The sequence below is a fragment of the Streptococcus sp. HMSC074F05 genome, assembly GCF_001808725.1.
Taxonomy (GTDB): domain Bacteria; phylum Bacillota; class Bacilli; order Lactobacillales; family Streptococcaceae; genus Streptococcus; species Streptococcus parasanguinis_I.
Genome location: NZ_KV794411.1, coordinates 107523 through 127345, shown reverse-complemented (window position 1 = coordinate 127345; position 19823 = coordinate 107523). Strand labels below are relative to the sequence as shown.

At 41.1% G+C, this 19823-nt stretch carries 21 protein-coding genes and 1 pseudogene; 2 read left to right on the top strand and 20 right to left on the bottom strand.

Annotation, left to right across the window (positions count from 1 at the left end; genetic code table 11):
* Nucleotides 1-69 (top strand): annotated as a pseudogene (locus tag HMPREF2685_RS10490) (VOC family protein); the annotation flags it as partial.
* Nucleotides 70-260: 191 nt separating this feature from the next.
* Here HMPREF2685_RS10490 and HMPREF2685_RS04365 read toward each other — a convergent pair.
* The 19 genes from HMPREF2685_RS04365 to HMPREF2685_RS04285 all read right to left on the bottom strand — a co-directional run bounded on the left by HMPREF2685_RS04365 (nucleotide 261) and on the right by HMPREF2685_RS04285 (nucleotide 15195).
* Nucleotides 261-2228 (bottom strand): peptide ABC transporter substrate-binding protein, encoded by a 1968-nt coding sequence (locus tag HMPREF2685_RS04365; RefSeq protein ID WP_070465526.1) that lies wholly within the window; start codon nucleotides 2226-2228, stop codon nucleotides 261-263.
* Nucleotides 2229-2494: 266 nt separating this feature from the next.
* Nucleotides 2495-3118, bottom strand: coding sequence for an endonuclease III (gene nth, locus HMPREF2685_RS04360; RefSeq protein ID WP_049483431.1), 624 nt, complete (start codon nucleotides 3116-3118; stop codon nucleotides 2495-2497).
* 135 nt (nucleotides 3119-3253) lie between these two features.
* Nucleotides 3254-3946 carry a 5'-methylthioadenosine/adenosylhomocysteine nucleosidase gene (locus HMPREF2685_RS04355; protein WP_070465523.1) on the bottom strand — a complete coding sequence of 231 codons (693 nt, stop codon included), beginning with the start codon at nucleotides 3944-3946 and terminating at the stop codon, nucleotides 3254-3256.
* Nucleotides 3947-3970: 24 nt separating this feature from the next.
* A complete protein-coding gene (macP, locus tag HMPREF2685_RS04350) occupies nucleotides 3971-4306 on the bottom strand; it encodes a cell wall synthase accessory phosphoprotein MacP (RefSeq protein WP_049515123.1) in 336 nt (111 codons plus the stop codon).
* An 11-nt stretch (nucleotides 4307-4317) separates the two neighbouring features.
* Nucleotides 4318-4863 carry an NUDIX hydrolase gene (locus tag HMPREF2685_RS04345; RefSeq protein WP_049483428.1) on the bottom strand — a complete coding sequence of 182 codons (546 nt, stop codon included), beginning with the start codon at nucleotides 4861-4863 and terminating at the stop codon, nucleotides 4318-4320.
* A 9-nt stretch (nucleotides 4864-4872) separates the two neighbouring features.
* A complete protein-coding gene (gene glmU / locus HMPREF2685_RS04340) occupies nucleotides 4873-6252 on the bottom strand; it encodes a bifunctional UDP-N-acetylglucosamine diphosphorylase/glucosamine-1-phosphate N-acetyltransferase GlmU (RefSeq protein ID WP_049515122.1) in 1380 nt (459 codons plus the stop codon).
* 382 nt (nucleotides 6253-6634) lie between these two features.
* Entirely contained in the window at nucleotides 6635-7075 is a 441-nt protein-coding gene (locus HMPREF2685_RS04335; RefSeq protein WP_049515121.1) for an ASCH domain-containing protein, read from the bottom strand.
* On the bottom strand, nucleotides 7020-7919 hold the full coding sequence (locus HMPREF2685_RS04330) for a putative PEP-binding protein (RefSeq protein WP_070465520.1): 900 nt from the start codon (nucleotides 7917-7919) through the stop codon (nucleotides 7020-7022). Before HMPREF2685_RS04330 ends, HMPREF2685_RS04335 begins: the two co-directional genes overlap by 56 nt.
* Entirely contained in the window at nucleotides 7897-8397 is a 501-nt protein-coding gene (locus HMPREF2685_RS04325; RefSeq protein ID WP_070465517.1) for an NUDIX hydrolase, read from the bottom strand. The genes HMPREF2685_RS04330 and HMPREF2685_RS04325 overlap by 23 nt, the downstream gene beginning before the upstream one ends.
* Before the next feature lie 99 nt (nucleotides 8398-8496).
* Nucleotides 8497-8901: an ABC transporter permease gene (locus tag HMPREF2685_RS10850; RefSeq protein ID WP_261710248.1), complete on the bottom strand. Its 405-nt coding sequence runs from the start codon at nucleotides 8899-8901 to the stop codon at nucleotides 8497-8499.
* A 113-nt stretch (nucleotides 8902-9014) separates the two neighbouring features.
* Complete coding sequence (locus HMPREF2685_RS10845) at nucleotides 9015-9698, bottom strand: ABC transporter permease (protein WP_261710247.1); 684 nt, start codon at nucleotides 9696-9698, stop codon at nucleotides 9015-9017.
* A gap of 4 nt (nucleotides 9699-9702) precedes the next feature.
* Nucleotides 9703-10149 carry an ABC transporter ATP-binding protein gene (locus HMPREF2685_RS04315; protein WP_261710246.1) on the bottom strand — a complete coding sequence of 149 codons (447 nt, stop codon included), beginning with the start codon at nucleotides 10147-10149 and terminating at the stop codon, nucleotides 9703-9705.
* A gap of 23 nt (nucleotides 10150-10172) precedes the next feature.
* Nucleotides 10173-10361, bottom strand: a complete 189-nt coding sequence (locus tag HMPREF2685_RS10840; protein WP_261710245.1) for an ATP-binding cassette domain-containing protein — start codon at nucleotides 10359-10361, stop codon at nucleotides 10173-10175.
* A gap of 381 nt (nucleotides 10362-10742) precedes the next feature.
* Entirely contained in the window at nucleotides 10743-11441 is a 699-nt protein-coding gene (locus HMPREF2685_RS04310) for a 3-oxoacyl-ACP reductase (RefSeq protein ID WP_049474267.1), read from the bottom strand.
* Entirely contained in the window at nucleotides 11434-11670 is a 237-nt protein-coding gene (locus HMPREF2685_RS04305; RefSeq protein WP_000141913.1) for a DUF2829 domain-containing protein, read from the bottom strand. The genes HMPREF2685_RS04310 and HMPREF2685_RS04305 overlap by 8 nt, the downstream gene beginning before the upstream one ends.
* Nucleotides 11671-11775: 105 nt before the next feature.
* A complete protein-coding gene (locus tag HMPREF2685_RS04300) occupies nucleotides 11776-13167 on the bottom strand; it encodes an APC family permease (protein WP_070465515.1) in 1392 nt (463 codons plus the stop codon).
* A gap of 77 nt (nucleotides 13168-13244) precedes the next feature.
* Entirely contained in the window at nucleotides 13245-14075 is an 831-nt protein-coding gene (locus tag HMPREF2685_RS04295; protein WP_070465511.1) for a hypothetical protein, read from the bottom strand.
* Nucleotides 14072-14872, bottom strand: coding sequence for a hypothetical protein (locus tag HMPREF2685_RS04290; protein ID WP_049486384.1), 801 nt, complete (start codon nucleotides 14870-14872; stop codon nucleotides 14072-14074). The genes HMPREF2685_RS04295 and HMPREF2685_RS04290 overlap by 4 nt, the downstream gene beginning before the upstream one ends.
* Nucleotides 14866-15195 (bottom strand): PadR family transcriptional regulator, encoded by a 330-nt coding sequence (locus HMPREF2685_RS04285; RefSeq protein ID WP_049486383.1) that lies wholly within the window; start codon nucleotides 15193-15195, stop codon nucleotides 14866-14868. Before HMPREF2685_RS04285 ends, HMPREF2685_RS04290 begins: the two co-directional genes overlap by 7 nt.
* 260 nt (nucleotides 15196-15455) lie before the next feature.
* Here HMPREF2685_RS04285 and HMPREF2685_RS04275 point away from each other — a divergent pair, with 260 nt between their 5' ends.
* Entirely contained in the window at nucleotides 15456-17420 is a 1965-nt protein-coding gene (locus HMPREF2685_RS04275; protein WP_070465509.1) for a peptide ABC transporter substrate-binding protein, read from the top strand.
* A 331-nt stretch (nucleotides 17421-17751) separates the two neighbouring features.
* Here the strand turns inward: HMPREF2685_RS04275 and HMPREF2685_RS04270 are convergent, their stop codons facing one another.
* Nucleotides 17752-19755 (bottom strand): FtsX-like permease family protein, encoded by a 2004-nt coding sequence (locus HMPREF2685_RS04270; RefSeq protein ID WP_070465506.1) that lies wholly within the window; start codon nucleotides 19753-19755, stop codon nucleotides 17752-17754.
* Nucleotides 19756-19823: the final 68 nt, after the last annotated feature.

Here is a 19823-nt window from a genome sequence, read left to right as displayed (position 1 = left end):
CAATATATCTATCCCCATGAATTTGCAGTTTTAGACCCTGATGGCTATTTTTTAAGATTTAGTGAATAGAATGATCATCACCCGTCTATGGACCATACCCAAAAATCTATTTTTGTGAGTACAGTTCAATAGCGGGTGATTTATTTATCTTTCATCTTAAAAAATGAGACAGACTGACTTTCGAGACATAAAAAAAACGGAGCCTTCACATGACGGCTCCGACTTTTTTATCTTCATTGATAGACCAATGATTGATTTTTTTATTTTTTCTTCTCAATGTGATCTTTGAGATCTTCTTGAGCTTTTTTATTGGATTCTGCTTTTTTCTTCAACCATTCTTCTTTGGCCTTGTTAAAGTCTTTTGTGGTGACAACATCTTTCGACATTTCAAGGTATTTGTAGAATGTTCCTGTTCCTTTTGTACCAACCCATGAAGCCGCACGGCTGTATGGTACGGTCCGTTGAAGCATTGGAGCACCACCATTTGAAACAGTTGGAAGCGTAATCGAGCTATCTGTCAACCATGCTTGCGCTGCTGCATATTTTTCATAGCGTTTTGCTTGATCCAACAATTCAGCATCTGCGTCTTTCAACATGTTAGCGTATTGATCCAAACCAACTGTTGCAATGGCTGGGTTGTTTGAACCTGCATCAATACCAAGATAGTAGAAGACAGAACCATTTACTGGGCTGATACTTTCGAGGTAAGTCGATGGGTCTTGGTAGTCAGGAGCCCAACCACCGCCTGAGATGTCGTAATCTCTCGCAGCCGCTGTATCGCTGAAGTAGGTGATATTTTGGAAATCATCATCCGATACCTTTTGAAGGTCCACAACGACATTGTCTGCACCAAGCGCTGACTCTACAGATTGTTTGAAGGAGCTAGCTTGTTGGACCATGCTGTTGTCCACTTGGCTGACAATGTAGTCCAAATGAATTGGGAATTGAACGCCTTGTTTTTGCAATTCAGCTTTGGCTTTCGCAAATGAAGCTTTGGCTTTTTCTGGGTTGTAAAGGCTCGTTTGACCATCGGCCAGGCTCACACCCTTCCATTGATCCCCATAGGTAACCAATTGTTTTTCAACGACTTTACCAAAATCTTCTCCATTGACTTGGACATAAGTTGGTGGCACCAAAGTGCTACGAAGGGTATTTTCAGCCGCATCAGATCCAGATACTTGTGCCGCATAAGATTTACGGTCAAAGGCAAAGTTTACCGCTTGACGGAAGTCCTTGTTCAAGATTGCTTTCTTGGTAGAAGCTTTTTGTTCATCCGTTGTTTTGGCTGTGTGGTCATACTTTTGACGGTCCAAGTTGAATCCAAGATAGTAGGATGTTCCCAATTGCAAACCGTAGACAATGTTGTCGCCAAAGTTTTTCTTGACGCTCTTATAAGTCGAGCTGTTTGGCATAACAGATGCAAAGGAATATTGACCTTTTTCAAAGTTCTTAATGATAGAATCTGGGTTTGATCCATCATTAAAGGTCAATTTGACATTGTCGATATGAACATTTTTCGCATCATAATAGTCTTTGTTCTTAACCAATTCAATTTCAGATTTTGAAGTCAAAGATTTCAAGTAGAATGGACCATTGTATAAGATGCTGCTAGGTTTCAACGAACCAAAGTCTTTTCCTTGAGATTTCAAGAAATCAGCGTTGACTGGGAAAAGAACACCTGAGGTTGTTTTGGAGTTCCAGAAGCTTTCTGGACGAACCAAAGTATATTGGATGGTGTGGTCATCTAAAGCTTTCACTCCAACTGTGTTAAAGTCTTTGGTTTCCCCTTTTACATAGGCATCCAAACCTTTGATCGAATTTTGAATCAAGAAGAGTCCTTCTGATTTAGACTCAACCGCGTGTTTGATCCCTGTAACAAAGTCTTGAGCCGTTACGGCACCATATTCTTCCCCTTCACTCGTATACCATTTGGCATCCTTACGAAGTTTGTAAGTATAGGTCAATCCATCTTCAGAGACAGTCCAATCTTCTGCTAGACTTGGCACAAAGTTTCCGTATCGGTCGTTTTCAAGAAGACCATCTACAAGGTTACTTGTGACATCTGAAGTAGTCGTACGAGTTGCAGCAATATAGTCCAAGGTATTTGGATCTGCTGAATAGACAAATGAGTAGGTTGCTTGATTGCTACTACCACCGCCACATGCTGCTAAAAGAAAGGCACCTGCAACAGAAACTCCTGCAAGAACTAACAGTTTTTTTGCTTTCATCACTATCTCCTTATGTTAGATTTTCTACCATTATACACTATTTCTTAAAAAAAACCAAATTTATTTTAAAAAAGTTCGTTATTTCTGAATGAATATAATAAGATATAAAGAAAAAGTATCTTGAAATCGATCTCAAAGAAGCCGGATAGGGGAATCTAGGCACCTACCACCAGATCTAACAAAGAAATCACCTTTCAATCCTTTTAATAAATATACGTTTCATCACAAAAAAGAACCTCTGCTCTTTCGAGCAGAGGAACTGATTCCTAATCAAAATGATAGAGTTGTGGGTAATGGTCACATTCAGGATTTTTAGGATGGCAGATGGCCCGCCCAAAATAAATCATGGCTTGATGAGCCGCTAGCCATTCGCTCTTTGGCAGAACATCCATGACCCGCTTTTCAACTTCCAATGGTGTTGCTGATTTCTTGACGATATCATGGTGCTTGCAGATCCGCTCCACATGGGTATCGACAGCAAAGGCTGGAATCCCAAAACCTACACTCATGACCACATTGGCTGTCTTGCGTCCTACTCCTGCTAAACTTTCTAACTCTTCGCGAGTCTGAGGTACTTGCCCATCAAAGTTATCCAGCAATTGTTGGGCACATTTTTTGAGAAATTTGGCCTTATTTCGATAGAGGCCTAATTTAGAAATATGCTTGGCGATATCGGCCTCACTGGCTGCTGCCATGGCTTGTGGGGTTGGAAAGGCCGCAAACAAACCTGGTGTCGCTTTGTTAACAGCTGCATCTGTCGTCTGAGCTGAGAGCATGACTGCTACTAGTAATTCAAAATGATTACGAAAATCCAGACTTGGCTTGGCATCTGGAAAGAGGGCGATAATTTCTTCAATCACATGTCGTGCCCGTTTCTTTGATAAAACCATATTCTCTCCTTTACATCACTAGTCTTTATTATAGCATGAAAGTTCCCTATTTCTGAAAGATTCGGCTTCAAAAAAAGAGGGACAAAATGAATTGTAAAAAAATTCATCCAATCCCACTTCTATCTATTGTTTATTCTACACCAATCTCTTCAGGAACGTAATCAAGGTTTGAGCAGAGCGTTCGCCAGCCTCTACAATAAATTCATCAAAAGAGATATTGGCTGCGTGATCTGCCGTATCACTCATAGCTCGAATGACCATGAAAGGACGTCCAGCTGCATGAGCGGCTTGGGCAACGGCTGCCCCTTCCATCTCAACTGCCAATACTTCTGGGAAATGCTCCCGAATTGTTGCGACTTTTTCTTCACTCGCGATAAAGCTATCTCCTGTTGTAATCAAGCCCACATGTGTGGTTGCAGCTTCTTCTTCCAGAACTTTTTTCATCTCTGAAACAAAATAGCGACTGGATTCAAAGTAAAGTGGTTGACCTGCCATTTGACCATACTTGTAGCCAAAGGCTGTCACATCCACATCATGATAAGCCAATTTGTCTGCAAGGACGATATCCCCAACAGCCATTCCCGGTGCAACCGCACCTGCAGAACCTGTATTGATAATGGCTTCCACTTTGAAATCATTGGCCAAGACTGCCACACTCATAGCAGACATGACTTTTCCGATACCACTTTCCACCAAAACGACCTCATGGCGACCAATCGATCCTGTATAGTAGACTTTTCCAAGACGCAGATGCTTTTCCCCATTTTCAAGGGCTTCAACCAAGATCTTCAACTCCTGGGGCATGGCTGCGATAATTCCAATTTTCATGTCATTTCTCTCCTTGTAACGACCTTATAGACGCCAAATAGCAATAATTAAAACAATGAGGAGCACAATGATCCAGAACAAAATCTTATTGAGTTTGGATTGGACCACACTTTGTTTGCGTTCTTCAATGCGACGACTCTTGGTCACTGTGGGCTCCACTTGGATCTGCACAGTATCCTGAGAATAACGCTCTTGTGGACGCTCCATACGACTCTCTCTCATAGGACGTTCATAGCCAAATCCTCTGTGGTCTGTCCGAATAATTTTCGTCTCTTCAGCATCGACCATATTAGGACCAGTGATGTCCTCACCTCGACTTGCTCGTTCAATCATTTCATCGGTTAATAAAGGTTTTCCCATCGGATCCTCCTCTATTTATTGATTAAGTCCCAATATTGGATAGCCATGATGGTCTTGGCATCACAAATTTCACCAGTTTGGATCAAATCTTTCGCTTCCTTCAAGGTTACTTCTAATAACTCTAAGGTCTCATCCGCATCTTGTGGACGTGGATTTTCCACCTTTTTCAAGTTGGTCGCACCATAAAGTTTGATCCGCTCATTACAAAATCCAATGGCTGAATAAAAATCATACAACAACTCTAGATCCGCTGTGTAGCCAATTTCTTCTTCCAATTCACGCAGAGCAGCTGCTTGGGGATCTGCATTTTCTCCCTTTTCTAACTTCCCTGCTGGAATCTCCACCGAGGTCCTTTCAATCGCCTTGCGGTACTGCTTGACCAAGATCGTTTTCCCATCTTCTGTGATCGGCAAAACCGCTACTGCTCCGTTATGGAAGATTAAATCACGCTGCGCTTGGCCTTTTCCAGCGGGTAGTTCTACTTGATCAGTGACCACTTGGAAAATCGGTCCCTGATAAATCTCCTTGCGCTCAATGGTTTTTTCTTCAAATTGCATGAGAATCTCCTATTTATTTTTAGGATGGTGTGGCAAGCGAAGGGCATACTCTTCTTTATTCACTTGACGGCCACGACCAATCGCAATCGCATCAGCTGGTACATCCTTGGTAATGGTTGATCCAGCACCGACTAAGGAATTGTCGCCTAATTCAACTGGAGCAATGATCGTCGAATTGGATCCGACAAAGACATTGTTTCCAATCGTCGTTTTAAACTTGTGTTGGCCATCATAATTCACTGTGATGGTTCCTGCACCAAAGTTGACGTTGCTGCCGACTTGGCAGTTACCGATGTAGGTCAAATGACCTGCTTTGGTATTTTCGCCAATAGACGAACCTTTGACTTCGACAAAGTTCCCGATATGGACATCTTTGGCGAGGCTAGATCCTGGACGAATATGAGCGTATGGTCCTACCGTTACGCCATCGGCTACCGTGCTCTCTTCAATCATAGAGTTGGTAATAACAGCACCAGCCCCAATTTCACTGTCCACAATATAGGTTCCGTTGGTTAAAACTGTCTCAGCCCCAATTTTTGTGTGGCCTTTTAGGGTAACATTGGCTTCGATTTGCACTTCTGGTGCGATCTCAACATCGATATCGATATAGGCCGCATCTGGATTGACAAAGCTCACCCCATTGACCATGTGGGCTTGGTTAATGCGACGACGCATGATGCCTTCTGCTGTCGCAAGGGCCACGCGGTCGTTAACCCCGAGACTTTCATCAAAATCTTTGAGCGTATAGGCTCCAACTTTCTCTCCTGCTTCTCGGAAAATCCCAATCACATCTGTGATATAGTATTCACCTTGGGCATTGTTGGTATTGATATTCTTCAAAGCTTCAAATAGGCGAGCATTGTCAAAGACATAAGTCCCTGTATTGATTTCTTTGATTTGTTTTTCAAAATCTGTCGCATCTTTTTGCTCGACAATGCGAAGTACTTCCGCATTGTCATTACGAACAATCCGGCCATAGCCAAATGGATTGGCTGCTTCGGCTGTCAAAATCGTTGCCACATTCTTGTGGTTGATATGGAAGTCGATCAAGTGTTTGAGACTGTCACCCGTAATCAAAGGAGTGTCTCCTGCAATGACGAGGGTATGCCCTTCAAGACCTTTCAAGACTGGCTCTGCCATCATTACCGCATGACCAGTTCCCAATTGTTCGGTTTGTTTGACAAACTCTGTTTGTCCCGCTAAGACTTGCTCTACCAATTCCGCCTTGTGGCCCACAACTGTTACAGTCTTTTCTGGTGAGATGGCTCCAACACTACGGAAAACATGCTCCAACATAGAGATCCCTGCAACCTTATGGAGAACCTTGGGCAGATCTGATTTCATACGGGTACCTTTCCCCGCTGCTAAAATAATGGCATAATTTGGCATAACATTTCTCTTTTCTGTACAATATCGCTTACATTATACCATTTTTTAGCCCTTTTGGAAAATAAGACCAGAATCAAAGGGAGCGGGAAAGAATTTCGACAAATTAAACAAAAGTTGAAAAGGTTCCCCAAACCTTTTCAATTTTCCCACCCCCGCACAGCTCCAACAGTCTGGGAGACTGTTGGAGGTTGCAGATAAAGAAAACATTGTTTTCCATCTTCATAGGTCATCTTTGGAGCTAAGTAGCGAACAAATAATTAGGAACCTTGCTTCGCAAGTCCTATCCACCACCTAAAAGCAGTGCTTTGAGCAATCAACCACTGCGTCATACAGTTATTCCTATTAAACATCGAAGGCTGGACAGTTTTTGCCCAGCCTCGTTCTATAATGGATAAACCTTGCAAAATTCTTCTAAAACCACCTTGCTGTCAGGTGTAAACGTCAGACCTGCTTCTCCAAAGCAGTCTTTGAAAAAGTCTTCATGAACCTGACGCCAATAAGCCAGAGATTTGTCTCCTTCACCTTCCTTGAAGGCATGGTCAGCAGAAACCTGTTTGAAAGGCTGAACAGAAACCTTTGTAATTTCAATAATGCAGACAGCTTGATCATTACTGTCTAAAACGACATCAAAGGTCCCTTCTTGGGGAAGGGGTTCGTCCTCTACGGCGTAAAGATCGTAGGCAGAGGCGGTTGCTGTTTTTTCGCCTTTAAGCACCAAATCTGCTAAAAGGTCTGGTTCCACTCCAAAAGCCCAGGCATCTATCTCATCACCGATAGAGGGATTGATTTTCTTGTATGCATTCCACATTTCTTGCGGTGTCATGGGTTCTCCTTTGTAATTTTTCACTTTCTTCTTTTATATGTTTAAGATGGTCTGGATGGTCAATTTCTAAATCAAAAATCTCTGGAATAGAGCTGTAATGGAGAATACATTCGATACCCATCTGATTCATTTTTTGTATGAAAGAAGTATTCAGATAGCCTGCTACAGCAAAATCAATCTTGTTCTTCCTTGCTTTATCCTGCATCTGTCTCAACATATCTAACATAATTGGACTTTCCATATCATGCCATTGACTGTTTCTCACAGTCGCAAAAATAAAAGAAGTTAAATCATTCATTCCAACTACAATCTTTGAAATACCAGTTTCCAGTATTCTGTCCAAGTCAAAATAAGCTGATGGTAATTCAATCATCGTGCTTACTTTCCCGGTATAACCATACTGACGCAATACTGTAATAGCTTGTTTTAATTGTTCGGCATCATTGACAAAAGGAAAAATAACAGACAGATTGGGATTGGTTTGAAAAACTTCTGTAACAACATTTGTCTCAGCCTGAAATTCATCTGGACATGCCAACAAACGCCTGATACCTCTGTATCCAAATAAGGGGTGGCGTTCGTCAAAATACTCTTTAGTCCCGTCTAGACTATTTGCTTCTGCATTTGTCAACTCTGAAAAGCGATACCAGACTTCTTCATCTGAGTACAAATGGCAAATAGTGTCTAGATAATCTTTTACAAATTGCTGACAACTTGGTAACAGGATGTTTTGATTGAGCTCTCTCAACAAGTATTCCCCACGAATCAAGCCGACGTGGTGCAATAAATGGGGACAAACTTTTTCAACAATTTTTTCGCCACTAAGAGCCAGTTGATTTTGCATGTTTCACCTTCCAATTTCTATAGCTTGTCATGTCCAATTCTGGAAATCCTCCTAACTCTGCCTTTACCTTTAATACTAAAGGAGAACCATTGTCTTCAGTAATGTCTTCCACATTCAACCAAACTGCATTTGCTGAATCATTAGTCCCATCAAGAACCTCCTGAGGAAGGGATTGTTGAGGGCCTTCGAAATCGACTACGATATCATAAAAGGCCATGATATGATGCACAGCGAAGCCTTTCCCTTCTTCTTGAACCATCACGTCATACATCCTAGGATTAGCGTATCTGCTAATCGTATAGCCTGTCTCTTCAAGAACTTCTCTCTTGAGGGTTTCTGTCAGTCCCTCCCCTAGTTCCTGGCTACCACCCGGTAGATCAAAGCGATGCTGATAAGGTCCTCTAGTTTTTTCAATGCAGAGCAGTTTCCCTTCTTGAAGACAGACTCCGTAGACGCCAAAGTGATTTTTGATTTCCATCAAATCCTCCTACTTTCATTCAAAGCTCAGTCGATAGTGAAACCAGTATAGCTATTCTTTTTGCAACACCATCTCTTATTGACCCTAATCATTTCTTCTCTATTGATTTAATACCTTTTCAATATCAATTTTAGTAATTTTTCTAGATACCAATAATCCTGCAAAAACTGAAGTGAGTATCCCTATTAATACCGGGAACAACAATCTGCTAAGTTCAATATCTAGTGGTAATCCACTCAAAAAGATGATCAAATAAGAAATAGCAATTCCTATCACCAATCCCGCGCTTGTACCTCGTACTCCCATCATAAAGCTTTCAAATAAATATATTCTTTTTATCTGTCGATCAGATGCACCGATGATTTTAAAAGTTGCGATCTGTTTATGATTCTCCTGAATGGTAATGGCAAGAATATTGATGATATTAATAATCGCTACAATAGAGATAAGAACTATGATTAAGAGGATAAAAAGGTCGATGTAGGAAAACCATCTGGATAGCATATTGATAACATCCTGTTGTGTTGCTACAACAACATCTAATCCTGTTCCTGATAAAGATTGTTTTAAATTTTCATTTTTTAAAACAGTCTTTTCTATCTTGTTTGCTACTTCATTTAAATCGGTTCCATTTTTACAGTAGCATTCAGATAGTAATACTTATTTGATGAAACGCTACTACTTTTTACATTGATTGCCATCATTTGATTTATTTCTGTTGGCAAGGTAGAAAATAACTGCGCTACTTGCTTGTCTATAATGCCAGAAATTACAAACTTTTCATAATGATTATCAATCTTAATAGTCACCGTATCTCCGACATTCATTGATGTAGCCTTGTGTACGGAATCTCCGATTAATATTTCATTGTTCTTCTCTGGAAATTTCCCTTCAGCAATTCTAATATTCAGGTTTTTTAAATACTTTTCTTCTAGACAATGGATAGTATTGGAAACCGATGTTTTGCCATTTTGGAATTTGATATCATCCGTAAATAGTAGTTTCACACCTGTAGTATTTTTTACTTCATCAATTTTTTTAACTCGATCAATATCATCACTAGAAAATAAAGGTAAAGCTTTATAATTCAGAGAATTTTCTTTATTACCAAAGGCAACAGTAACAACATTTTTATTTGCTACAGTCATTTCTTTAATCATTTTATTATAGAAAGAATTAGAAATGAGCATCACTAAAACAATTAGCAAAACAGAGATCGCTATTGACAGTCGAACTAATCTATATCTTCGTTTGTTAACTTCTAAATCTCTTTTAGCAATGAATAATATGGAATGATTCATTTTATCATCTCCTTACGTACTCAATTTTGCCATCTACAACTGTGCAAATAGACTGCATACTATTCGCCACCTTATCACTATGAGTTACTGTTATAATCGTGATACCTAACTCCTCATTGATCCGCTTCAACAATTCTATTATATTTTGTTCGTTAGCAGCGTCTAAATTACCAGTAGGTTCATCTGCTATCAATATTTCTGGATTATTAATAAGAGCTCTTGCCAAAGCAACTCTTTGTTTTTCACCTCCACTAATCTTATCAATACTCTTGCTTAACATTTCCTTTGAAAGACCTAAAGTGTTACAAATTTCGTTAATGTTATTCTCTCCATTTTCAAAAAAATATCTTGGAAGTAGAATATTCTCTTTCACCGTGAAACCTGAAATCAAATTAAAGTTTTGGAAGACACAGCCAATATTCCTACGCCTTACCTTACTCAAATTTTTCATATCTAAAATGGAACTACCACAGACTAAGATATCCCCTCATTTAAACTGGTAATCTCTAATATTAATTTAACAAGAGTAGTTTTTCCTAATCCAGAACGGCCAACTATTGCAGTCGTGCTACCTTTTTTAAATTCAAAATTACAATTTTTGAAAATGTATCTGACATTCGATCCATCACTAAAACATTTAGTAACATTCACTAATTTAATCATGATTTCACCTTCATTCCATAATGACTTAGCAAATCAATTGTACTATTCGTTTCTTCTAAAACAATCTCTTAAGGTTTCAGGTAGCCCATTCAAAAAGTTCTTCTGAACTTACCCTCAGTTATCTTCATAATTGTTATTATCCCTGTCTTTTTTTGGTGAAAAAGGCTAGATCTCCATCGTGACCAATCATAAAGAAATCTGATTCATCCTGATCACTCTGGTAGGTTTAATTTCGTTCAGTAAGATCTTCTTTAGCATAGAGGTAAATACCTGTCTCACCACTGTCCTAACTTAATTGTTCACCTAGGTTTGATCCTCTTTCAGTAAGGAAAAAACAATTACATTTCTTAGCAAGATTTCAACTCTTGCTTTTTCATCCTCCTACTTCAAACTCCAACCACCATCAATGGTAAGGATTTGTCCTTGCATGGCAGATGCCTTCCCGCTAGCCAAAAAGAGGCTGACTTCTGCTACTTCTTCTGGATTAATCCAGCGCTTGATCGGCGTCTCACTGGCTACCCAGTCAGCCAATCCACCTGGTTCAAAATCCGCTGCGGTCATGCCTGTTTTGACAGCCCCAGGAGCAATCCCAAAGACCTGAATACCAGCTTCTGCATAATCCAGGGCCAACTGTTTGGTAAATCCTGCTAAGGCATGCTTGGACGAGGTATAAGCGTGACCGCCGCCTCCTGCCAGGCTAGAAGCAATGGAGCACATATTGATGATGATACCTTGCTTCTTCTCCAACATTTGAGTCAGATAATGCCGCGTCAGCTCCACCGGGGTCACATAGTTGATCTCAAAGATCTCCTGAATCTCCTGAGCGCTTTGCTCCAGAAGCGGTTTGTAATCATCCAAAACTCCGGCTGTATTGCACAAGACTTCTACCTCAGGACACCAATCAAAAATCGGCGTCAAATCAAGAGTTAAGTCCCTCTGTAAGAAGTGAAAATCACCTGCTAACTGGGGATCCGCTCCCTGGTCCACTCCATAGACCTGGTAGCCCTTTTCTAGAAAGAGTCGAGCTTGAGCTAGGCCAATCCCTGAGCTAACACCTGTAATCAAGACTCTTTTAGTCATGGACTTCCACCCAATCTGTCGCTAAAACATCACAAGGGGTTGGACTCCACATGGAGAAACCTTCACCCTCACCAGACACGTTGATGAGGAAATAAGGGGTCACTTCCAGAGCCACCCCATTTTGCTCAATGGTATCAAAGAGTTGGACGTAGTTTTCTGCTCCACCCCATCCTGTTCGCACATATTTTTTCTTAGCCTTTAAGCCTGGTAAAATCTCTTCAAATGTCATGTTTTTTCTCCTTTGTTATCTAGTTAACTTTCTCCCTTTATTATACCAAAAAAAGAGCTTTCTCTATGTAAAAAGCCAGAGTTCTTCTACTCTAGCTTTCATCTTTTATTGATTTTCTTCTGAATGGCGATACCCATAACCGAAATAAATTCCGACCCCGATCAAGAGAGCAACTCCGAAGGCCAGCCAGGTCGATAGGGAATACTGGGTCATAAAGGACAGACAGACCACAATCGACAGGATTGGCAAGACTGGAACCAATGGCGTTTTAAATTCACCAGGTCCAGGAGCCCCGTGTTCCTTGCGCAATTTCAAGAGGGCAAAGGCCAACATAACTAGGTAAGCCAAGGTACAAATATTTAAGAAGGAAGCGATACTGGCTAGTGGAAAGACTCCACCAGCAATAGCAGCCATCGATCCAGCTACTAGTGTTGCATTTTTGGGAATTCTAGTTTTTGGATCAAGTTGTTTCATAGCTTTTGGCAGGAGACCATCCCGCGCCAAACTGTAAATCATCCGTGAGAGGGCAAAGGTCATGGAAATGCAGACGGTAATTAGGGTCAAAATCGCTACCAGCGATACATAATTTCCAGCCCAGCCGGCTCCGACTTGACGAAGGGCAAAGGCAACCGCGTCTTCTACATTTAAGTTCTTAAAAGGAACCATACCAGTCAAAACCAGGGTGACCAAGATATAAAGAACCGTTGTGATCAAGAGACTGAGGACAATCCCGCGAGGGACGTTCTTTTGTGGTTCCTTGATTTCATCGACCGCCATGGAAATGGACTCAAAACCAAGAAAGGCAAAGAACATGAGCGAAGCGCCAGCCATAATCCCTGTTTGACCACCATAGATTTCTCCAAATCCATACGGAGCAAAGTTTGCCCAGTTACCAGGATTTAGGTGAAAAATCCCGACAAGGATAAACAAGGCAAGAGCGGAGAACTTGAGTAAGACCAGCAAGGAATTAAAGCGTAAGACTGCTTTTGCATTCATAAGAACTAAGGCTGTGACGAGAACCATGACCAAAATAGGCAAGAGATCCACATAAGTTCCCTTAGCTGGATCAAAAGTCCCGTTTAAAGCCGTCGGCAGACTCCAGCCAAGATTGGCCAACAAGCCCTTGAAATAAGCAGCCCAACCTGAAGCCACCCCTGATACGGCTGTCATAAATTCCATCACGGTCAACCAACCGGCAATCCAGGCGGGAAACTCTCCAAAGATAGCATAGAGGTAACTATAGGCTCCACCAGTTGAAGGGATGCGAGACGCAAATTCAGCAAAGAAGAGGGCAGATAAGCCAACGCAAAAAGCCGCAATCACAATCGAAATAATGAGGGCTGGACCAGCTAAATTCGCTGCTGCTGTTCCCGTAATCGTGAAGATCCCTGTCCCCACCATGGCACCAATTCCTAAAATAATCAAATCCCACAATCGTAAATGGCGATTTAGACCCGGGTGTACTTGCCCAAGTCCCTTTTTTCGAAATAGATTCATGTATATTCTCCCATCTAATGAGTTTATTCTACCATACTTGGACATGAAAAGGGAGACTCTTTTTCCCCCTTTCCTTTCTATTTATCACTTTCCGTCCTATTCTTTTTCAAAGCGCGAATCGTAAACCAATAATAAATAACCAACCCAAAGACGATGATCACTGTGGGCAGAAGAACCGTCATACCAAGATTCTGAACTCCTTGTGCCAAGGTCCAGCGATGTAAGAATCCAACCACTAAAAAGGCGACGATAGGAAAGATGAAAGCTCGTCCAAACTCTTCTTTCCATTGCCAAAGAATGAGAGCTCCGCTAGCCCCTGTCATGAGAAGAGCATCCCAAGGACTAGGGACCACAAACCAAGCAAAAGCTGGTAAGAAACGGACGCCCACTATTTCACCAACAAAATAGAATCCTAGAACTAGAACAAAGGCTACATAAATTGCTTTTTTCGCTTTTTCCTCTGCAAAAATGAGGCGACGAAGGAGATAGAAGATGATCCCAACAGCTAAGAGTCCCAAAATGATGTCGGTTAAATAGACTAGTGGCTTGAGCACAAGGACCGCTTGAGAAGCAAAATCACTTAAGAGGCGATAAAAAATCACAATACCTGAAAAGATAGCCCCATATTTTAAAACAGACCGTGTCGATTCTTTGGGCATATTTTCGATGATTTGGTCTGCCATTCCCTTCGGATCGAGGCCAAAATAATCCTTTGCCGTGAGGCCATCTCTGCTTGCTTGCGAAAAGTCAAGTGCTAGATTATAGACCTGCTCTCTTAAGGCTTTCTCCTCATATAAGAAACCTGCAAGATTGAAATAATCCCAGAGATCTTGGAAATAAACTTGATCCTCTTGGCTAAAAGTTTTCATCAAGGCCTGCGTTTCTTCAAAATACATTGCTGATTTCATGCTTCTTCCTTCTTTCTTTGGAGACAAAATACAATAAGGGTCAGGACTAGTCCCATGAGAGGAAGGAGCCAGCCTATTAAATGAGCAGTTTCCTGATTCACAAGACGAATCCAGCATCCTGTAACTAGGAAAGTCAGGCCCATGACTAGTAGACTCGACATCAGACGATTCCTGCTTCTATAGGCCATAACTGCAAACCCAAGTTGGACTAGGACAGCAAGAGCAATCGCCCAACCATCTGATAAGAAGAGACTCCCAATGTGGCCAAAATAGATCGAAAATAGTCTTACGATGTTCAGAAATACCATCAGGCTGATCACACTGATAAACATAGCCCAAGACCACTTCATTTCTCCATAGCTCTGTTTGGACCAAAGCCACGTGATGAACTGGCTGAACACCAAGAAATTGAGGAGAATGACAACATAGGTCAAGGGTTCGATTTTTAGTGGTGTCATCCAGGTAAAATCCATTAAATAACGCATGCCAACTAAGATCACTCCAAGTAGGAAGACGAGTCCCACGTAAGATCCTAATGAGCGTTTAGGCAAGTCTGAAAGAACTTGATCCACCATCGCCCGTGGATCCTTTCCAAAATACTCCACCGCCCGTATGCCTTCTTTCTCAGCAACTTTCAGGTCGCAAACCATATTGTAGAGTTGTTCACCGAGTGCTTCATCATCATAAAAATAGGACTTGGCCCCAATATAGGCCACCATTTTTTTCACATAGACTTGATCCTCTTTGTTTAGATGAATCAATTCATCTGACATTTTTTCGGTATAACTTTCTACCATTCTTCTCCCTCCTTCTTGATACGTTCTACTTTCGTGACCAGTTCCTGCCACTGGTCCCAAAATTCTCCTAAGCGCTCTCCTCCAGCATCACTGAGTGAAAAATACTTACGATCAGGACCATCTGGAGACGGCCTCATTTCCCCATGAATGACCCCTTGTTTTTCTAATTTTTGAAGCAGGGGATAAATGGTCCCAGCGACAATCTTATCAAATCCCATCTCTTTGAGACTTTGGATCAATTCATAGCCATAGATGGCCTTTTTGGAAATAATCTCCAGCACACAGCCCTCCAAGACTCCCTTTAGTAATTGGGACTCTTTCATCCTTCTCACCTCTTTCTTCACATTTTTCACTAGTTTGTTTTACATACTAGTCTTTTCACTATCAGTATACTCTTTCTCGACTAGTATGTAAAGCATAATAGTAACTTTTTCAAAAAAATTTATATTCCTTAAAAATCCCTTAAAATCAAGGCTTTCAGTGTATACGGGTGTGTAAATATACAAAAAAAGTTCAAAAAACACTTTATTTTGTAGATTGATTGGAGTATAATTATTTAAATTATTCAAAAGGAGACACGAATATGAAAAAATCGAAGCTTGCTCTTTTAGCAGGTGTCGCCGCGGCTTCAACGCTTTTCCTTGCTGCATGTGGCTCATCTTCTAATGCATCAAAAGGGACAACCTACAACTACGTGTATAGTTCTGACCCTGATACCTTGAACTATTTGACTTCAAACCGTGCAACTACAAGCGACATTACTACCAACTTGGTCGATGGTTTGTTTGAAAACGACCAATACGGTAACCTAGTGCCTGCTCTTGCTGAAGACTGGTCTGTTTCAAAAGACGGTCTGACTTATACTTACAAGCTTCGAAAAGATGCGAAGTGGTATGATTCAGAAGGAAATGAATACGCTGACGTTACTGCAAAAGATTTCGTGACATCTCTAAAATACGTAGCAGATAAAAAATCAGATGCTCTTTACTTGGTTCAAAACTCAGTCAAAGGCTTGGATGACTATGTAAACGGGAAAACCAAAGACTTCTCAACTGTTGGGGTAAAAGCTGTTGATGATCACACTCTTCAATACACTTTGAACCAACCTGAATCTTTCTGGAATTCTAAATTAACGACTGCTACTATGATGCCAGTTAATGCAAAATTCTTGGAATCAGCTGGGAAAGACTTTGGTAGCGTGAAACCAAATGGTATCCTCTACAATGGTCCATACATTTTGAAATCATTCACTTCAAAATCACAAATCGAATTGGATAAAAACCCTGATTACTACGACAAGAAAAATGTTCACATCGATACGGTTAAATTGACTTACTTCGATGGATCAGACCAAGACTATCTTGCTCGTAACTTCTCAGATGGGAACCTATCTACTGCTCGTCTCTTCCCAACAAGCTCAACTTACAGCACAATTCAGAAGAAATTCAAGGATAACATCGTTTATTCTCAACAAGATTCTACTGTCTACTACGCTTACTTCAACGTCAACCGTCAAAACTACGGTCATACGAAGAAGACTTCTGACGAACAAAAGAACAGCACCAAGACAGCTCTTCAAAACAAAAACTTCCGTCAAGCCTTGAACTTCGCTTTGGATAGAACTTCATACAGTGCACAAGCTAATGGGAAAGAGGGAGCATCAAGAACTCTTCGTACACTTCTAGTTCCACCTACATTTGTGCAAGCAGACGGGAAAGACTTCGGTACGCTCGTTGAAGAAAAACTTGCCGCAACAGGTGATGAGTGGAAAGGTGTGAGCTTTGCTGATGCTCAAGACAGCTTGCATAATGCGGACAAAGCCAAAGCAGAACTTGCAAAAGCTAAATCTGAATTGCAATCACAAGGTGTTCAATTCCCAATCCATATCGACTATGTTGTAGACCAATCTTCTAGCACTCTTGTCCAACAAGCAGACTCTATGAAGAGCTCTATTGAAACAGCTCTTGGTAAAGACAATGTCGTGATCGATGTTCAAAAATTGTCTACAGATGATGCAGACAACGCGACTTACTTCGCCCAATCACCAGATCAAAAAGACTTTGACATGGATATCACTGGTTGGGGACCTGACTTCCAAGACCCATCTACTTACTTGAATATCTTGAACCCAACAGATGGTTCAACCTTGACTGGTATGGGACTTGATCCTAAGAAAGACCAAGCGCTCATCGAGAAAATTGGTTTGAATCAATACAAAGAATTGCTAGATGCTGCCAATGCTGAAAAATTGGATACCAATGCACGTTATGAAAAATACGCTGATGCCCAAGCTTGGTTGACTGAAAACGCAATGGTTCTTCCAATCTACTCTAAGGGTGGAGTACCATCTATCACGAAGGTAACACCATTCTCAGCAGCAAATTCTGCAATTGGTATTAAAGGTGAAACAACCTTCTTCAAATACCAAAAAGTGCAAGATAAGACAGTCACAACTGCTGACTACGAAAAAGCTTATAAGAATTGGTTGAAAGAAAAAGAAGAATCAAACAAAAAAGCGCAAGAAGAACTTGCAAAACACGTGAAATAATCACGATAAAAACACCGAGGATCAAATCCTCGGTGTTTTTGATTAAGGAAAAACCTATCCTTGAAACTTTCCTTAGGTGAGTACGGACGTTAGCGAACTTCTTCGAAGTTCCATAACTTAGTTTTGGACCTAAGGTTCCAAAACTCCCGAGTGCTAGAAATACTAGTATTTCTAGCACTTTTCTCACGGCGGAAAGTTTCGGTATTTGTTTAAATAAGCTTAATAATTTAGATTATTATAATTCTTTCCGCAACACTTGGCTTGTCCTATGTAAAAAACAGTTTGTCTATTTATTGGATTTTTCATTTCTCAATCTTTTATAGACTCAGCGCTACATCACGACAATTTTCCGATAACTTCTAGACGTCAGTAGAAAGACGAGGATATAAGAGATGAAAAAGACAGCACAGATAGAAAGAGTCGTTTGAAGGACCAAGCCCGCATTGGTTGCTCCTAAGATAGCAACGATTTTTGCGATCATCTTGTAGGCTACTCCTAGGTACAGGAAGGAGAAGAATAATGGAAGAAAAAAGACAGTGAGTATCTGTTTGCGAATGGTGGTGCCGGTTTGCTTTTGGTCCAATCCTACTTGTTGCAAGATCACAAAATTTTCCCGATCCTCATGACCCTCTGAAATCTGTTTGTAGTAAATGACGAGAACTGTAGCTAATAGAAAGATCACCGATAGAAAAATCCCGATAAATAGAAGAGTCCCTGCTGTTTCACGCCAATCTTTCTCTATACTGTATCGATCAAATCCACCAAAATAAGTCGCACCATATTGACTGATTTTGTCTGTCGAATACAGCTCTTTGATCAAGCCAGAAATAAAATCTTGGTTATCTTTATTTTTAGCAGTAATAGAGAATTCCAAATTTTTATCAACTTTTAGTCCCAGTTGGTTCAAGTCAGGGAGGACCAGGTACAAGCCCATTTGGTGTTGAAACAGGTCGGATTGAGGGAGTTTCCCTTGGATAAAATTGGAGTTTAGTTTTTCTTTAATCGTGAAGGTCTTCCCATTGATTTCTAATTGTGCGTCTAATTTTCCAGGATATTGATACCCATAGGCTAGGATTTCATTTTCCCCAAGCTCAACTTTTTGACCGGTCAGTTGCTCATAAGTTGCCTGATCAAAAAAGTTGACCACTCCTTCTGTCTTCAACTCCTGACCTGTTGATGGAGTGAACTGATCATTCACCTCTAACACCTTCCCATCAATCTTTCGAATTTCAGCCGACCAGTATGTTGTCTGAGCCACCTGATAATCTGATAGATGTGTTGCATCGGCTGTTTTCTTTATTTGAGCTTGAACATCCTTGATAACCGGTTCTGTCTCAGCATCTGAAGGCATATGCCCCACACTAATCATGTAATCAGAAGGGTAAACAGTATCTAGGTAATTCTGCCCTCCAATAAAGATATTGAGCGACCCGGTTAAGGTGACCAAGACCATGGTGGATAGAATACTAATGGTCGCAAGACCCGCTGCATTTTTTCGCATCCGAGCTATTAAGTTGGAGACAGATATAAAATTCTCTGGCTTGTAATAGTAGAATTTCCGACCTTTGAGAAATCTTAAGAAGGTAATGGATCCTGCGTTGAATAAGAGATAAGTCGCTAGAATGACCAAGATGACGGCAATAAAGAATCCTTGAACAGCCGCAACTGGACGCTCAACGGTTAGCGCCAGATAGAAAGCAATTCCTAAGAGCCCTAGTCCTAACAGAGTTTGAACCAGCAAGAAGCGTCCCTTCTTCTCTCCTGCCTTTTTCTGTTGCATGAGGTGGAGGGAACTGTAGCGCAAGAGGCGGAAAGAATTCAACAAAAGAATGAGGCCAAAAGCTAAGGCTAACCCAAGTAAAGTGTTAAGAACAGCCCCTAGCTGGAAGGTTGATTGAATGACGACTGGTAGCCCCATACATTTTAAGAGGAGGGCGAAAATCAAGCGATCAAACAAGAGTCCCAAGCCCAGTCCCGCGCCAACTGTGAGGATATAGAAGATAAGCAATTCCCATAAGGTCATGACGAGGAGATGCTTCTTCTCCATTCCCAGAACACTGTAGAGTCCCAGTTCTTTGGAACGATTTTTCATGACATAGCCATTGGCATAAGTTACCAAAATGATGACGACCAGCTGGACGACGAAACTACCGAAACCAAGAACAGTTCTAGCCGATCCCCCTCCGTAAGAATCCTCTAAATGAGGGGTCAATGACAAGGCGATAAAGCTATAGAGGATCATGGTCGTTAAAATGACAGCTATAGCAAAAGGGTAATAGAGCTTACGATTTTGTTTGAGGTTGGAAAGAGCCAATTTACTTGTTAATTTAAACATCACGATCCTCCTTCCCCGCCATGACCGTCAAGGTATCCGAGATTTCTTGGAACATCTGACGTTCTGTC

What these genes read in the sequence shown, in the direction of transcription:
- HMPREF2685_RS10845 (WP_261710247.1), bottom strand. Translation starts at nt 9,698, where the DNA reads ATGAATCATTCCATATTATTCATTGCTAAAAGAGATTTAGAAGTTAAC.
- HMPREF2685_RS04305 (WP_000141913.1), bottom strand. Translation starts at nt 11,670, where the DNA reads ATGACATTTGAAGAGATTTTACCAGGCTTAAAGGCTAAGAAAAAATAT.
- macP (WP_049515123.1), bottom strand. Translation starts at nt 4,306, where the DNA reads ATGGGAAAACCTTTATTAACCGATGAAATGATTGAACGAGCAAGTCGA.
- nth (WP_049483431.1), bottom strand. Translation starts at nt 3,118, where the DNA reads ATGGTTTTATCAAAGAAACGGGCACGACATGTGATTGAAGAAATTATC.
- HMPREF2685_RS04365 (WP_070465526.1), bottom strand. Translation starts at nt 2,228, where the DNA reads ATGAAAGCAAAAAAACTGTTAGTTCTTGCAGGAGTTTCTGTTGCAGGT.
- HMPREF2685_RS04295 (WP_070465511.1), bottom strand. Translation starts at nt 14,075, where the DNA reads ATGAAATCAGCAATGTATTTTGAAGAAACGCAGGCCTTGATGAAAACT.
- HMPREF2685_RS04300 (WP_070465515.1), bottom strand. Translation starts at nt 13,167, where the DNA reads ATGAATCTATTTCGAAAAAAGGGACTTGGGCAAGTACACCCGGGTCTA.
- HMPREF2685_RS04355 (WP_070465523.1), bottom strand. Translation starts at nt 3,946, where the DNA reads ATGAAAATTGGAATTATCGCAGCCATGCCCCAGGAGTTGAAGATCTTG.
- HMPREF2685_RS04330 (WP_070465520.1), bottom strand. Translation starts at nt 7,919, where the DNA reads ATGCAAAATCAACTGGCTCTTAGTGGCGAAAAAATTGTTGAAAAAGTT.
- HMPREF2685_RS04275 (WP_070465509.1), top strand. Translation starts at nt 15,456, where the DNA reads ATGAAAAAATCGAAGCTTGCTCTTTTAGCAGGTGTCGCCGCGGCTTCA.
- HMPREF2685_RS04325 (WP_070465517.1), bottom strand. Translation starts at nt 8,397, where the DNA reads ATGGAAATCAAAAATCACTTTGGCGTCTACGGAGTCTGTCTTCAAGAA.
- glmU (WP_049515122.1), bottom strand. Translation starts at nt 6,252, where the DNA reads ATGCCAAATTATGCCATTATTTTAGCAGCGGGGAAAGGTACCCGTATG.
- HMPREF2685_RS04315 (WP_261710246.1), bottom strand. Translation starts at nt 10,149, where the DNA reads ATGAAAAATTTGAGTAAGGTAAGGCGTAGGAATATTGGCTGTGTCTTC.
- HMPREF2685_RS04345 (WP_049483428.1), bottom strand. Translation starts at nt 4,863, where the DNA reads ATGCAATTTGAAGAAAAAACCATTGAGCGCAAGGAGATTTATCAGGGA.
- HMPREF2685_RS04285 (WP_049486383.1), bottom strand. Translation starts at nt 15,195, where the DNA reads ATGAAAGAGTCCCAATTACTAAAGGGAGTCTTGGAGGGCTGTGTGCTG.
- HMPREF2685_RS04335 (WP_049515121.1), bottom strand. Translation starts at nt 7,075, where the DNA reads ATGACACCGCAAGAAATGTGGAATGCATACAAGAAAATCAATCCCTCT.
- HMPREF2685_RS04270 (WP_070465506.1), bottom strand. Translation starts at nt 19,755, where the DNA reads ATGTTTAAATTAACAAGTAAATTGGCTCTTTCCAACCTCAAACAAAAT.
- HMPREF2685_RS04310 (WP_049474267.1), bottom strand. Translation starts at nt 11,441, where the DNA reads ATGACTAAAAGAGTCTTGATTACAGGTGTTAGCTCAGGGATTGGCCTA.
- HMPREF2685_RS10840 (WP_261710245.1), bottom strand. Translation starts at nt 10,361, where the DNA reads ATGATTAAATTAGTGAATGTTACTAAATGTTTTAGTGATGGATCGAAT.
- HMPREF2685_RS04290 (WP_049486384.1), bottom strand. Translation starts at nt 14,872, where the DNA reads ATGGTAGAAAGTTATACCGAAAAAATGTCAGATGAATTGATTCATCTA.
- HMPREF2685_RS10850 (WP_261710248.1), bottom strand. Translation starts at nt 8,901, where the DNA reads ATGCTATCCAGATGGTTTTCCTACATCGACCTTTTTATCCTCTTAATC.